The organism is Butyrivibrio sp. FCS006 (assembly GCF_000424525.1).
Lineage (GTDB): Bacteria > Bacillota > Clostridia > Lachnospirales > Lachnospiraceae > Butyrivibrio.
In genome coordinates this window covers 156,803-169,952 of the sequence record NZ_AUKB01000013.1, presented here as the reverse complement: position 1 = coordinate 169,952, position 13,150 = coordinate 156,803, and the positions used below count along the sequence as shown (strand labels likewise).

At 42.8% G+C, this 13,150-nt stretch carries 14 protein-coding genes; 4 read left to right on the top strand and 10 right to left on the bottom strand.

Features of this window, described 5'->3' with window-relative positions:
- Positions 1 to 123: 123 nt before the first annotated feature.
- The 4 genes from G633_RS0105555 to G633_RS17500 form a co-directional block, all read right to left on the bottom strand.
- The gene (locus tag G633_RS0105555) at positions 124 to 681 is read right to left on the bottom strand and encodes an anthranilate synthase component II (protein WP_026519313.1); all 558 of its coding nucleotides are present in this window, start codon (positions 679 to 681) and stop codon (positions 124 to 126) included.
- Positions 678 to 2,138 (bottom strand): anthranilate synthase component I, encoded by a 1,461-nt coding sequence (gene trpE, locus G633_RS0105550; protein ID WP_330363333.1) that lies wholly within the window; start codon positions 2,136 to 2,138, stop codon positions 678 to 680. Before trpE ends, G633_RS0105555 begins: the two co-directional genes overlap by 4 nt.
- Positions 2,139 to 2,275: 137 nt before the next feature.
- Positions 2,276 to 2,926, bottom strand: coding sequence for a hypothetical protein (locus tag G633_RS20245; protein ID WP_022767693.1), 651 nt, complete (start codon positions 2,924 to 2,926; stop codon positions 2,276 to 2,278).
- Positions 2,927 to 3,011: 85 nt separating this feature from the next.
- On the bottom strand, positions 3,012 to 3,779 hold the full coding sequence (locus G633_RS17500; RefSeq protein WP_051199982.1) for a PHP domain-containing protein: 768 nt from the start codon (positions 3,777 to 3,779) through the stop codon (positions 3,012 to 3,014).
- Positions 3,780 to 3,900: 121 nt separating this feature from the next.
- Here G633_RS17500 and G633_RS19900 point away from each other — a divergent pair, with 121 nt between their 5' ends.
- On the top strand, positions 3,901 to 4,077 hold the full coding sequence (locus G633_RS19900; RefSeq protein ID WP_022767691.1) for a hypothetical protein: 177 nt from the start codon (positions 3,901 to 3,903) through the stop codon (positions 4,075 to 4,077).
- 136 nt (positions 4,078 to 4,213) lie between these two features.
- Positions 4,214 to 4,831, top strand: a complete 618-nt coding sequence (locus tag G633_RS0105530; protein ID WP_022767690.1) for a YgjV family protein — start codon at positions 4,214 to 4,216, stop codon at positions 4,829 to 4,831.
- Between the two features lie 12 nt (positions 4,832 to 4,843).
- On the opposite strand, the gene G633_RS0105525 is transcribed toward G633_RS0105530, so the two are convergent.
- Complete coding sequence (locus G633_RS0105525; RefSeq protein WP_155834916.1) at positions 4,844 to 5,059, bottom strand: hypothetical protein; 216 nt, start codon at positions 5,057 to 5,059, stop codon at positions 4,844 to 4,846.
- Between the two features lie 171 nt (positions 5,060 to 5,230).
- Here G633_RS0105525 and pta point away from each other — a divergent pair, with 171 nt between their 5' ends.
- On the top strand, positions 5,231 to 6,214 hold the full coding sequence (gene pta, locus G633_RS0105520; protein ID WP_022767688.1) for a phosphate acetyltransferase: 984 nt from the start codon (positions 5,231 to 5,233) through the stop codon (positions 6,212 to 6,214).
- Positions 6,215 to 6,273: 59 nt separating this feature from the next.
- On the opposite strand, the gene G633_RS0105515 is transcribed toward pta, so the two are convergent.
- Positions 6,274 to 7,683 carry a diguanylate cyclase domain-containing protein gene (locus tag G633_RS0105515; protein ID WP_022767687.1) on the bottom strand — a complete coding sequence of 470 codons (1,410 nt, stop codon included), beginning with the start codon at positions 7,681 to 7,683 and terminating at the stop codon, positions 6,274 to 6,276.
- Between the two features lie 168 nt (positions 7,684 to 7,851).
- Between G633_RS0105515 and G633_RS0105510 the strand changes: the two genes are divergently transcribed.
- Complete coding sequence (locus tag G633_RS0105510; RefSeq protein WP_207638100.1) at positions 7,852 to 9,066, top strand: extracellular solute-binding protein; 1,215 nt, start codon at positions 7,852 to 7,854, stop codon at positions 9,064 to 9,066.
- A gap of 1 nt (position 9,067) precedes the next feature.
- Here the strand turns inward: G633_RS0105510 and G633_RS0105505 are convergent, their stop codons facing one another.
- The 4 genes from G633_RS0105505 to G633_RS0105490 all read right to left on the bottom strand — a co-directional run bounded on the left by G633_RS0105505 (position 9,068) and on the right by G633_RS0105490 (position 13,116).
- On the bottom strand, positions 9,068 to 9,892 hold the full coding sequence (locus G633_RS0105505; RefSeq protein ID WP_022767685.1) for a TrmH family RNA methyltransferase: 825 nt from the start codon (positions 9,890 to 9,892) through the stop codon (positions 9,068 to 9,070).
- The gene (larC, locus tag G633_RS0105500; RefSeq protein ID WP_022767684.1) at positions 9,876 to 11,060 is read right to left on the bottom strand and encodes a nickel pincer cofactor biosynthesis protein LarC; all 1,185 of its coding nucleotides are present in this window, start codon (positions 11,058 to 11,060) and stop codon (positions 9,876 to 9,878) included. Before larC ends, G633_RS0105505 begins: the two co-directional genes overlap by 17 nt.
- 17 nt (positions 11,061 to 11,077) lie before the next feature.
- Positions 11,078 to 11,416, bottom strand: coding sequence for a hydrogenase maturation nickel metallochaperone HypA/HybF (locus G633_RS0105495; RefSeq protein ID WP_026512368.1), 339 nt, complete (start codon positions 11,414 to 11,416; stop codon positions 11,078 to 11,080).
- A gap of 398 nt (positions 11,417 to 11,814) precedes the next feature.
- Positions 11,815 to 13,116: an ATP-binding protein gene (locus tag G633_RS0105490; protein ID WP_022767682.1), complete on the bottom strand. Its 1,302-nt coding sequence runs from the start codon at positions 13,114 to 13,116 to the stop codon at positions 11,815 to 11,817.
- Positions 13,117 to 13,150: the final 34 nt, after the last annotated feature.

Here is a 13,150-nt window from a genome sequence, read left to right as displayed (position 1 = left end):
ACGCACTGGCACACTACTTTCGTAGTTTGATGCGCCATTGCATCGTTTGCTTTTTTGTATTCGTGTATACACTTTACTTATTCATGGATTGTACTCGGATGTTTAAGACCTGTCAACAACTTTTTAAAAATTTTTCAACATAGCCTTTCCATCAGGGGTCATGATGGATTCCGGGTGGAACTGAACCCCGTAAATAGGGTATTCTCTGTGCTCTATTGCCATAACTTCGCCATCATCGGTAACACCTGTTATCTTTAGGCAGTCCGGAATTGTGCTCTTTTCAGCCGCCAGAGAATGATATCTTGCAACGGGTGCTTTCTCAGAAATACCCTTAAACAAGGTGCTTTCAGTATCGAACTTAACCACTGACTGTTTGCCGTGCATAAGCTCTTTTGCATAAGTGACCGTAGCCCCAAAGGCCATACAGATTGCCTGATGTCCAAGGCACACGCCCAGCGTCGGGATCTCTTTTCCCAGAGTTCTTGCAGCCTCAACGATAATACCTGCATCCTCAGGCCTTCCGGGACCGGGTGAAAGAATGATCCGCTCAGGCTTTAGTGCTCTTATCTCCTCTATTGTCATCTCATCGTTTCTGATAACCCTGATATCAGGATTGATCTCGCCTATAAGCTGGTAAAGATTGTAGGAAAAGCTGTCGTAGTTATCTATAAGAAGTATCATCTCTCCACCTCCTGTGCCAGCTCCAGTGCACGAAGCGATGCTCTTGCTTTATTAAGGCACTCCATGTACTCTTTCTCGGGGTCTGAATCAGCTACGATTCCCGCTCCGCTCCTAACAAAAACGGTATCGTTCTTCTTGTAAATAAGACGAATTGCGATACAGGTGTCCATATTTCCCGAAAAATCTATGTATCCGATGGCTCCGCCGTAGATTCCGCGCTTGTTGTTCTCAAGCTCTCCGATCAGCTGACATGCCCTTATCTTGGGCGCTCCGGAAAGTGTTCCTGCCGGAAGCACTGCATTTATAGCATCAAGTGCATCGTTCTCCGGCCTGATCTCTCCTCTTACCGTCGATCCGATATGCATAACATGGGAATATCTCTCGATGGAATGGAGTTTTTCAACCTGCACGGTGCCGAATTTACTGATCTTTCCAAGGTCATTTCTGCCAAGGTCCACCAACATGTTGTGCTCCGCCAGCTCCTTCTCATCCGCCAGAAGCTCTTTTTCCAGAGCCTTGTCTTCCTCATCTGTTGCGCCTCTGGGCCTTGTTCCTGCCAGCGGGAATGTGTGAAGAATACCCTTCTCAAGCTTGACCAGCGTCTCAGGAGAAGCACCGGCCACCTCAACGTCAGTACCTGAGAAATAGAACATGTACGGAGACGGATTTATGGTGCGCAGAACTCTGTATGTGTTAAGAAGGCTTCCTTTAAAAGGCGCCGAAAGCCTGTTTGAAAGCACAATCTGGAAGATATCGCCCTCCTTGATGTGTTTTTTGCCGCTCTCAACCATGGCACAGTACTCCTCTTTACCAAAAAGAGGTGTAACCTCGCCCATGAGTTTTCCTCCCTCACAGGATTTCTCAGTATCGGCATATATCAGCTCTTTTAGCTGTGTAAGCTCCTCTATGGCCTTTTTGTAGCCTTCCTCGATATTCTCGGTCCTTGCGTTTGCAATAAGAACAATCTTCTGCTTCACGTTATCAAAGGCAATGACCTTGTCAAAGAGCATCAGATCCAGGTCCTTGAAGGCATCGTTATCAACGCCTTTCCAAGCCGCACTGGGTTCGCAGTAGCCAAAGTAGTCAAAGGCAAAATACCCAACGAGACCGCCTGTAAACGGCGGAAGTTCCTCGAATGTTGGACTCTTATAGTTTGCGAGAATATCCCTTAGTATTGTCCATGGCTCTTTGGTCTGTACGGTTTTATCGCCAAAAGACATCTCGCCGTCCTTAAGTGTGATTGCAAGCTTCGGATCATAGCCGACGAAAGTATATCTTCCCCAATATTCGTTGGCTTGTGCTGATTCCAGCATATAGCAGTGTCTGGATGCAGCTTTTAGTTTCCTGACCAGTTCGATGGGTGTAATGAAGTCCGAGAGGATCTCACAGCCCACCGGTATAACGTCATATTTGCCGCTATTTGCGATTTCTTTTGCCTTATTAAGGCTAATTGTCACATCCAATATAAACCTCCCCAAAATCGTCCCCTAGGCGATTTTTGCATATTTGCATAAATATTAGCGCATAAACCGCGTAAGCGCAACAAAAAAGGGCTGAACAATAATGTTCAGCCCTTATATTTTTATATTTATTCTTATTTAACCTTGTTTCCACCCCATTCAACAACGGTAAATCCATCTCTTGAAGGTGTATCCAGAATCTGAGGTTTGATCCTGATATGGTGCTCTGATGGATACCACGCCATGAATACTCTGATCATGTTGTCAGGTTCAGGAGTAACGGTAAGCTTGGCGCCTTTTGTATAGGTCTTACCCTGGAAACTGATCACGTTGTAGGGATTGCCTTCCATATCTGAGAGCCAGAACTTAAGGAATTCAGCAATCTCGGCATCGTTTAGTCCCTGCTCGGCAAGCTTCTCCCTAAGGAATCCTTCCGTATCCTCACCCTTTACACAGTAGCCTGTATAGAAGTCGTACTCAAACCTCGGAACGCCTTCCCAGAACAGGTAATCATACTCTTGTCCTTCAAAAGTGATCTTGCCATCCCTGTTAGCTGTAACATTCCATGTATTTTCTGCATTGAACTCCGGGATAAGATCGGTGATATCTCCGTTGTAGTCAAGGCTTACTGAAATTTCGCTTCCATCCTCCTGCGGATACAGGTAAATTACAGGCTTAAGATCAACTCCCTCGGGAGTATTACTCTGAGCCGCTCCGCCGGAGCATCCCACAACCGACATTAAAGCGATTGTCATTACTATTCCCACAATACTCTTCATCCTCATAGGCTTATACCTCCTACACCTTCATTATAAACCATAGGCAGTCAGATTGTGTACAAGTTAACAGAAATTTAACATTGTTTACAATTTAGTGCCAAAATACCTCAAGTGTAGATTCCTGCGTGGGTTTTGTCAGTTCTATAAACTCGGAAACAGGTCTGAATTCTCCGGGTTTGTCATGAACATTCATACGGCATACGGGAGTCCCTTCTCCAGCCATAAATGCCTCTTTATAATCCTCAATGGAATTTATGGGAAAAGAGAACTTCATTCCGCCCATGTTTTCCTGAGAAAAATTGTGGATGTCAGAACCGCCGGCCATTCTGAAGCCTCTTTTAACAGCATACTCATATGCCAGGCTGTTCTGCCAGTCGGGATTGGCTGCGTTATATACCTCAACACCATCACTGATATCAGGCGTTATGTTAATCTCGGAAAGATATCCTCTCTCCCTGTAGGGATGAGCCTGAATCATGATTGCTCCTGCTTCATGCACCATTTTATACACCTCATAGCGATCCCTGGTTTCAAACCCGGGGTGATTAAGGAGCCATTTCTTATCAAGGCCATAGATCATGAACTCATCGCCGTGGAAATTGTATTCGATACCAAACAGGACTGTGAAATCGCTTCCAGCCGCCTCTTTTGCGTGTTCGAAGCCACTACAGTACTTCTCAACCCTCTTCTCCCAAGGCCAGTCTCTGGGCACACAGCTGTTACCCGTGAAATAATGGTCGGTCACAATGATCCCACTGTATCCAAGGCCCTTCATATAGGTAATATAATCCTCTCCGGGCGTGGAAGAACAGGCGCTTGCTTCGATTGTATGAAGATGTGTCTCGTAAATGTACTCCAACTCTGAAACCTCTTTAAGTTAATATTTTTTTTATAAAATCTTTAGACGCAGATTAGTTACTGTACACATTTTTCGCTTATGATGTTGAAAGTAATTTTTTTATGGATTGGAGGAAAACGATATGGACACATTAAACTCTTTTGAGTCTTACAACAAAGTAAATGAGCCCAAGGTCGTAGACACAGTAAACCTTTTCGGCAAGTACGTAGACGCTGCATCCTTCAAGATCAAGGTTATCACCGCTTCAGCATCAGCTCTTTTTATAGGCGGACTTACTGCTCTGGTAATCCTGCTCTGATATTACTTTCGCCAGCAGGCGTATTATATATGTTATATAACTTATATGATAATCGATGGGGTTATGCCCCATCTATTTTATTGTCATCATTTATGATATGCTTTTTTATGTAAATTGTTAAATTAAGGAGAGAATTATGGATACAAAAATGATAATTGAAATGGTCGGTTACGTAGGATCAGCTCTTGTGCTGGTTTCCTTCTTTATGTCCTCCATTTTTAAGCTCAGGGTAATAAACACTATCGGAAGCCTTATTTTTACCGTATATGCCTTTATTATCCACTCATACCCAACAGCAGTCATGAATATCTGCCTGGTTGCCATCAATATCTATTATCTTATCAAGCTCAGCAATACAAGCAAAGAAACAAGGGAATACGATCTTGTGAAGGTATCCCTTGATGACTCCATGCTTAAATACTCTATTGATAGAGCAAAAGACGATATTCAAAAGTGCTTCCCGGGATTATCTCTGGATTTTTCCGACGCGACAACTTCCTATATGGTCTGCTATAACGGCGCACCGGCAGGAATCTTTATCGGAAAAGAGACTTCAGACAACAATCTGGATATTCTCCTGGATTACTCACTTCCGGAGTACAGAGACTTCTCCATAGGAAAATTTCTTTTCTCCAAACTTCCTTCATATGGGGTTAAATCTCTTACCTACAGTGGTCCGGATGAGCATCACAAGGATTACCTTAACAAATACAGTTTTGTTAAAAAAGACGGCAGCTACGTAAAAACCTTCTGATAGAGCAGATTATCAGCTCATTGCACCGGGATCGGACATCATTTTGATAGTCTCAATATCATTAGCTGTAAGCTTAATGTTTGACTCTATCTTCCTTCCGTCCGGTGTTGTAACCGTAACGCCAAGAACGGTTCCTTCCTGCAAAGCATTGTCCTTAATAGCCATAATAAATGGTACAAATTTGGGATGATCCTGCTGGAAAGTCTGTATTCTTTGCTGTAATTGCATAAACATCATTGGATTCATATTCATATTTTTGTCACCTCTGCTAAAATTTAGCATAAAAATTGAGTGAAATCAAATTTTTTTATTTTCCTTTAGTCTATAATGACATTCGCATATAAAAATGTATGCGCTTACATTAGTGAAAAACCGTTGTTTTTTAAGGAGGAAAAATAAATGTACGGATTTGGTGATATGATCCAAAAACTCAAACAGGACCCTAAGACAATCGTATTCCCTGAGGGTTCAGATCCACGTATTCTTGAGGCTGCTTCAAGACTTCTTGCAGGAAACTTCATCAAACCTATTCTTCTCGGAAATGTAGACGAGATCAATAAGTCAGCTGAAGAGGCAGGTTACAACATCCGCGGCGCTCAGATTATCGATCCCGAGAACTATGATAAGTTCGACGAGATGGTTGATGCTTTCTGCGAGCTCAGAAAGAGCAAGGGCATGACACCAGAGAAGGCAATACCTATTCTCAAGCAGACCAACTACTTCGGAACAATGCTCGTTAAGATGGGTCTTGGCGACTGTCTTCTCGGAGGAGCAACATACTCAACAGCTGATACAGTTCGTCCTGCTCTCCAGATCATCAAGACAAAGCCTGAGAACACCATCGTTTCTTCATGCTTCATTCTTGTTCGTCCATCTGCTACAGGTGACAACGAAGTTATTGCAATGGCCGACTGCGGAATCAACATCAATCCTAATGAGGATGAGCTTGTTGAGATCTGTGGCGAGACAGTTAACTGCGCAAGACGTTTCGGCGTAGATCCCAAGGTTGCTTTCCTTTCATTCTCAACAAAGGGATCAGCTAAGGACGACACCGTAACCAAGATGCAGAACGCAACCAAGAAGGCTCAGGAGAAGTATCCTGATATTCCTATCGACGGTGAGCTTCAGTTCGACGCAGCAGTTTCACCTCGTGTAGCTAAGCAGAAAGCTCCCGGTTCACCTGTTGCAGGACATGCAAACACCTTCATTTTCCCTGACATCAACGCAGGAAACCTTGGTTACAAGATCGCTCAGAGAATGGGTAACTTCGAAGCATACGGCCCTATTCTTCTTGGTCTTAACGCACCTATCAACGATCTTTCAAGAGGCTGCAACGCTATTGAGGTTTACTCAATGTCTATCATTACTGCAGCACTTGCATAAAATGAAAGTTTATTGAGACGTGAAAAGAGTAGTCACATTACGTGACTACTCTTTTTTGTTTAGGTATTATTTGCATGACGGCGTTCATGACTCTTGTAGAACATCGATTTGTCTTTGTACATGTTCTCGTCAGCGCTTCTAATGACCTTGTTTACATCCTTGGAGGTTCTCGACCACTTATATCCTATGGCAAGTGAAACCTTCTTGGTTTTACTCTTGAGTTTATCTACCAGCTCGCTGAACTTTTCTTCCTCTATATCGGGAATTACTGCCACAAATTCATCTCCGCCAATCCTGTAACAGTATTTCTTTTTGAACACCGATCCTACCAGTTCAGCTGTATCTTTTATCAGCTTATCACCTTCCTGATGTCCCTTATCGTCGTTTATAGCCTTAAGGCCATTGATATCTGTGTAGCATATACCAACAGGTACAGACATTTCTGAAAGCGACGTCAGAGACTGATTAAGCGCATATCTGTTTCCGAGTCCCGTAAGGGCATCATGTCCACCCAGGAACATCAGCTCTTTTGTCAGATCATTGTTTCTTATCTGGCCTGCGATAAACGCAGAAACCGTCTCCATCATCTCAACCACATTGACCTGGATCTCAAGCGAATGATTATCTACAACAAGAAAGCCTATGAGTCCGTCTTTATCCTTAAGGGTTGTCACCAGGAATCTGGAGATTTTTCCCGCCAGAAATTCATTGTACAGCTCCGGGCTTGAATCCTGTATCACAGTCACATCGGTCATGTGCAGAACATTACCGCCCTCAAGATCCCTGAGCCATATATTGATCATATCGGTCTTTTCAAACATCTTTTTGGAAGGAAGCTCTGTAGAGCAGGATTTGCTGACCCATTCATGAAGCTCTTTTATCTTATGAGTATCAGGCTCAATTCTCATCACATAGACGCGATCTGCTTCCATGGTCTGCCCTATACGGCGCAGAACTCTTTTTATTCCCTTGTTAAAATCAGGTGTAGCGATCGCCTTGGCGCACTCGATAACAAGGTTATTAGTATTGGCATTAAAGGTCTGAGTTACCTCATTTCGCTTATCCGCTGTTACATCATGAATAATAAAAGCACAGAACCCCTTCTGATATACGGGAACAACCCAGAATTCAAACCACTTGTTGAACTGGCTGTTGTAGGTCCTATTAATGGAAGACTGCCTTAGAACCGCTGCCTGATAACTGAATTTGATCCAGTCCTCATCCTGATTCGACACAGTCTGGTAATAGGTACTTCCTATAAGCTCAGCAATGGGACGTCCCACCAGCTGCGCATATTTCTCATTCGCATATAAAAAGAGCATATCTTTTACTGTTCCGAAGGGATCCGTCAGAACTTTGAAGATGCAACATGCATCGGGAAGATCTCTTAGCATGTATAATATGTCGTTAGCAGTAAATTCAGTATCTGTTGAATAGCCAATTTTTCCTTCGCTGTTAGTTTCAGGCATATGCTCACCTCTTTTTAATTATGCAATATATTCTGTGCCATTTTAATTATACTATAAAGTTAATCATATTATTATCTATTTTTAATAAACAAACAAACTTAATATGATAGTATTGTATTGTTACGGAGGTTTGCTATGCACAAAAGTAGGACTTTTCTATCATTCATAATGGCTACATGCATGTGTTTCCTTGCTGTGGGATGCGCATCTTCTCAGGGATCTGTTCAGTCTCAGGATTCTTCTGAAAGCACAAAAACCTTAACTATCGCAGCCAGAGACGGATCACATGCAGATGTAATAAATGCTGTAAAAGGAAAGTTTGAACAAGAGAATAACTGTACCGTCGAGGTAATACCCTTAAGTGCAGATGACATACGAAAAAATGTAATCGAAGATATCTCAAACCCTGAGGGCAAATATGACGTCATCATGATAGACGATCCATTAATGCCTGAATATATAGAGAAAAACGTACTTCAAAACCTCACACAGCTAGGATATGCCGATGACGAGGACTTTGTTGATAAATCAAGACTTCTGGGAAAAGACCCTTATCCACTGGGCGCCACTTATGCTCTGCCCTTCTCAGGTAACGTTCAGCTCATATTTTATAATCCTGACTTAATAACCGATTCCGGATCTTTAAATACATGGAGTGATATTCTGACAGCCTGTGAAGAAGTTCAGGCATCAGGGAAAAAAGGCTACGCCATAAGAGGACAGGCAGGAAACCCTATTGTTTCTGATTTTCTTCCCATACTTTGGGCTTTTGGCGGAGATCTTTTTGACGAGAACAACAAAGTCATTCTGGATTCGAGAAAGAGCCGTGAAGCTCTTGAATTCTACTGTAAATTGTACAAGACAGGTGATAATTACGATAAAGACGGACTTATAGAAGCCGTAAACAGTGGCGAAGCTGCTATGGCACTTGGATGGCCATCCTGGTTTATAACCGGAAGCGGACCCACAGCTTCCATAGCCCAGATTCCCGGCAAATATTACAGTATATCCGAAACCTTTGCCACAGGTGAAATCGGTAACTGGCTCCTTGGAATCACCACAAATTCCAAAGATCCCGAGCTGGCACTTAAGCTCTCGATCTACTTAACCAGCGCTGATGTTCAAAGAGAAGCTCTGGAACACGGCGGAATTCCCACAAGGAAGAGTGTATTTAAAGACGATTCAACAATTGCCAAATATCCATACTTCCAGCAGCTGTACAGCGGAACCAACAACTCCAGAGTGCGTCCGAGAACCACTAAATGGTCACAAATTGAGACCGTATTCGGAGAAGAGCTGGTAAAGTGCATAGAAGGCAGCCAATCCGTCGATGATACGATCAAAAACTCACAGAAAGCAATTTCCGATCTTATGAATGAATAATTCAGCTCTTTTTGGCAGCAAGCTCCCAGAATGTGACGGCGCTTGCTGCTGCTACGTTAAGGGAGTCTACTCCGTTAGACATCGGGATCTTGACAACGTAGTCGCTGTCATCAATGGTCTTTTTCCTTAAGCCTTCTCCCTCTGTTCCCATTATTATCGCAAGTTTTTCTTCTTGTGCCAGGTGCTTGTCATCTATGCTTACGCTGTTATCCACCAGTGCAAGCGCAGCTGATCTTAAGCCAAGCTTATGAAGCATGCTGATACCATCTTCATACCATTCATCACCGATAAAAGTCCATGGAACCTGGAAAACATTGCCCATGCTGACTCTTATTGATCTTCTGTAAAGCGGATCACTGCAACCTCCTGTCAGTATCACTGCATCAATGTTAAGAGCTGCTGCAGAACGGAATATTGCGCCGACATTAGTGGGATTTTCCACATCCTCAAGAATGACTATTCTGCGCGCATCCTTTACTATATCCTCCGGTGACAACAGCTCTTTTCTCCTCATTGCGCAGAGAGCGCCTCTTGTGAGTTTAAAGCCGGTTATCCGGGATAAAATATCCTCTGTTGATGTGTAAATTGGAATATCTCCAAGCCTTAGCAGAATATCTTCCATCTCCCCGGTAAGAAGCCTGTCCTCCACAAGTGCAGAAACAGGCTCAAATCCAGCATCCAAAGCCCGTACAATAACTTTAGGGCTTTCCGCAATGAAAAGCCCTAAGTTCGGTTCATATATTTTCTTTAATTGATTCTCGTTTAAAGAATTGTAGATTGCGACATCTTCGCAGTTTAAATCCTTAAGATTAATTATTTCGCTCATTTTCCACCAGTTCGTTTTTCAGCTCTATTAAAGATTTGCCCGTTCTCCTTGCAATGCCTGCCAGGTCTTCGTATTCAAATTTTTCGCGCTTAATTCCGTGTCCGTAAGATCTTTTCACCCTGACTTCACCATAAGGGGTGTCAATCTTCTTGATCTCTCTAAGCATGGTATATCTGTTGTAGGTATGCTCACGAACACCAAGAGTAGTGGTATATTTGAACATCACACTAAGGAGTCTCTCTTTGTCATCCTCGTTGCAAAGGACTGTCAAAATGAATCCCGGGCGGTTCTTTTTCATATCAACCGATATTGTAAAAACATCGAGTGCTCCTCTCTCAAAGAGTATCTCTGTTGCAAAACCAAGCTCCTCTCCGGTCATATCGTCGATGTTACAGGAGAGCTCAATTATCCTCTCAGCCTCTTCCGATGAATCACCGATCATGGCCCTTACGCAGTTGGCCTGGTCGAAATCTTTTTTACCCATGCCATAACCGATAGCATCTACCGTCATCACCGGCTGCGCGCCAAAATCAAAGGCAAAATACTTGACCAGAGCTGCACCTGTAGGAGTACAGAGCTCGCCCACAATCTTCTCCGGAGAATATGTTGGTATGCCTTCCAGCAAAAGAGCTGTCGCAGGCGCCGGAACCGGAAGAATGCCATGAGCACATTTAACAGTGCCATTTCCGACGTTTATAGGTGAAACGATTATTTTATCAGGATCAAGCTCGTGAAGCAGATAACATACAGCAGTGATATCAGCTATGGCATCCATCTTACCGACTTCGTGGAAATGGATCTGAGAAACCGGCTCTCCATGGACCTTGCTCTCTGCCTCTGCAAGAATCTGGTACACTTCCCTTACGTCACTCTTGATTTCCTTTGAAATGTTAAGTCCTTCTATAATTTCTTCTATGTCATCAAGAGTGCTGTGATGATGCTCATGGTCATGCTCGTCACCTTCTTCAATTCCATCTATCAAAACCGTAATATGATCGCCCAAAATGCCGCATTTTTTGATCTGGTCGAGTTTATATACCACATTGGGTATATTTATCGCATTTAAGGCCTCTATAACGCTGTTTTTATCTTCAAACAGCCCAAGTAACGAAGAAGCCATCATATCGCCGGCAATACCCATCTTACATTCCAGATACAGTGTTTTCATAGCACGTTCCCTTTCTGTTACTCCTCTATCACTACATTATTCAGTACAACCCCTTTTCCCTCGATTATGTGGGCTTTTCTGCCTCCACAGACAGGACAGAGGTATCCGTTTTCTCTTGACGGAAAATATTCGTTATTGCACTCCTCACACAAAGCCTTCACCGGAACCTCAACGCATATAAGCTCTGCTCCCTCAATTATTGTTCCCTTGGAAGCTTCCGGGAAATACTTCTGCATATAATAAGGCATTACGCCACTTGTTTTTCCGATATAAACCTCGATGCTCTTTACCTTTTTCGCCTCATTTTCCATGGCAACTTCGGCAGCCATTGAAACCATTTTAGCGATATAACTCATCTCATGCATCTATACTTCTCCGCCCAATTTCTCATGTTTTACTATATTTTATTACAATTTAATTGATTATGACTACTTTTTTGTCGATAATATAAAAAGGAGGTGTGATATGGCTCACAATGTGGTTATAACCTGTGTTGGATGCGGTCGTTCTTTTACAGCTCATAACAGCATGAATCCATTTTGCTGTAAAACCTGCAAAATAAGATATTCATACCACTACACGTTTAAGTGTCGCGAATGCCGAAATACGTCCTGTGAAGTAAGAAATAACGCGCTGGCAGGCTGTGCGACAGACTGTCCCAATCTAAAATGGGCTCCATAATAATTTGGATATAGCAAATCCGCGGTTTTGCGCCGCGGATTTTATTTATGTTATATAACACATATATGTTATATCACTTACCCTGTAGATGTGTAATAAACTGCTGGGCAGTTCTTCCGGAAACGCCTCCATGACTGAGTTCCCATCTGTCTGCCTCAAGTCTTAGCTCTGATTCCTCCATCACAATACCGTTTCTCTCGGCTAAAACCTTCACGATATCATAGAATTCCTGCCTCGATGGCTTGTAATATCCTATTGTTACACCGAATCTATTAGCCAGTGAGAGTTTCTCTTCCATGGTGTCAGATCTGTGGATATCTCCATCCTGCTCAATATCCCTTCTGTCCTTCCAGGTCTCCTTGATCAGATGACGCCTGTTGGAGGTCGCATAGATTAGAATATTGTCCGGCTTGGTCTCAACACCACCCTCGATTACGGCTTTCAGGAACTTGTAATCAGATTCATCCTCCTCAAAAGAAAGGTCATCCATATAAATTATGAACTTATAGTTCCTGTTCTTGATCTGCGAAATAAGCTGTGAAAGAAGCCTGAACTGATACTTATAAATCTCTATCATCCTCAGTCCGTCTGCATAAAACTCATTGACTATAGCCTTAATACTGGTAGACTTGCCGGTTCCGCTATCACCAAACAAAAGGACATTATTGGCCTTTTTACCATCAACAAAAGCCTTTGTATTGGCAATAAGCTTCTCTTTCTGAATCTCGTACCCGACAAGATCGTCCAAAACAACGCTATCCATGTTGTTAATAGGGTTAAATTCCACTTTCCCGTTAGGAAGTTCTCTGAGCCTGAATGCCTTATTAAGACCAAATTCTCCGACACCTATTTTCTTGTAAAATGATGTTACGAGAACAAAGAATTCGTCGTCAGACTGAGCGTTTTCAAGGCTTTCACTTAAGGTTCTTACCTTCTCACTGACATTTTGATTATACATAAGCTCCGGCTTATCAATTGCCTTATAGTTGGTTATGCAACTAAAGCAGTCAATACCCAGAACCTCTTCAAGTTCTGTAAAATCGAAGTCAAAAAGCTCTTTAAACGCATGGAAATCATTTATTGCAAAGTGATTGACACTGCCATCTTTACTACCTACCTTCTCACAGGTAAGACTGAAAGGGTTCTCATCCATGATCAAGAGATAAGTCAGGTAATTGTGCCAAAGATTCTTGTCAAATGCACAAGACGTTCCAAGGACTAAAAGACGTTTAACCTGTTTGTAGCATCTTGTAATAAGATCAGCATTAGAATAGCTTCCTCTGTGATAGTCTTTATAGACCTCAGAAAGCTGAATGAGGATTGAATCCTCCGGTAAATCCCCGTAAATAAGCAGTTTTGCGACAATTTGTTCCATCTGCTCCTCCGTCAAAAGCAGTTATCTATGTTAT

Coding starts and splice junctions, on each gene's coding strand:
- G633_RS0105555 (WP_026519313.1), bottom strand. CDS start 681: ATGATACTTCTTATAGATAACTACGACAGCTTTTCCTACAATCTTTAC.
- G633_RS20245 (WP_022767693.1), bottom strand. CDS start 2,926: ATGAGGATGAAGAGTATTGTGGGAATAGTAATGACAATCGCTTTAATG.
- G633_RS19900 (WP_022767691.1), top strand. CDS start 3,901: ATGGACACATTAAACTCTTTTGAGTCTTACAACAAAGTAAATGAGCCC.
- G633_RS0105530 (WP_022767690.1), top strand. CDS start 4,214: ATGGATACAAAAATGATAATTGAAATGGTCGGTTACGTAGGATCAGCT.
- G633_RS0105525 (WP_155834916.1), bottom strand. CDS start 5,059: ATGCAATTACAGCAAAGAATACAGACTTTCCAGCAGGATCATCCCAAA.
- pta (WP_022767688.1), top strand. CDS start 5,231: ATGTACGGATTTGGTGATATGATCCAAAAACTCAAACAGGACCCTAAG.
- G633_RS0105515 (WP_022767687.1), bottom strand. CDS start 7,683: ATGCCTGAAACTAACAGCGAAGGAAAAATTGGCTATTCAACAGATACT.
- G633_RS0105510 (WP_207638100.1), top strand. CDS start 7,852: ATGGCTACATGCATGTGTTTCCTTGCTGTGGGATGCGCATCTTCTCAG.
- G633_RS0105505 (WP_022767685.1), bottom strand. CDS start 9,892: ATGAGCGAAATAATTAATCTTAAGGATTTAAACTGCGAAGATGTCGCA.
- larC (WP_022767684.1), bottom strand. CDS start 11,060: ATGAAAACACTGTATCTGGAATGTAAGATGGGTATTGCCGGCGATATG.
- G633_RS0105495 (WP_026512368.1), bottom strand. CDS start 11,416: ATGAGTTATATCGCTAAAATGGTTTCAATGGCTGCCGAAGTTGCCATG.
- G633_RS0105490 (WP_022767682.1), bottom strand. CDS start 13,116: ATGGAACAAATTGTCGCAAAACTGCTTATTTACGGGGATTTACCGGAG.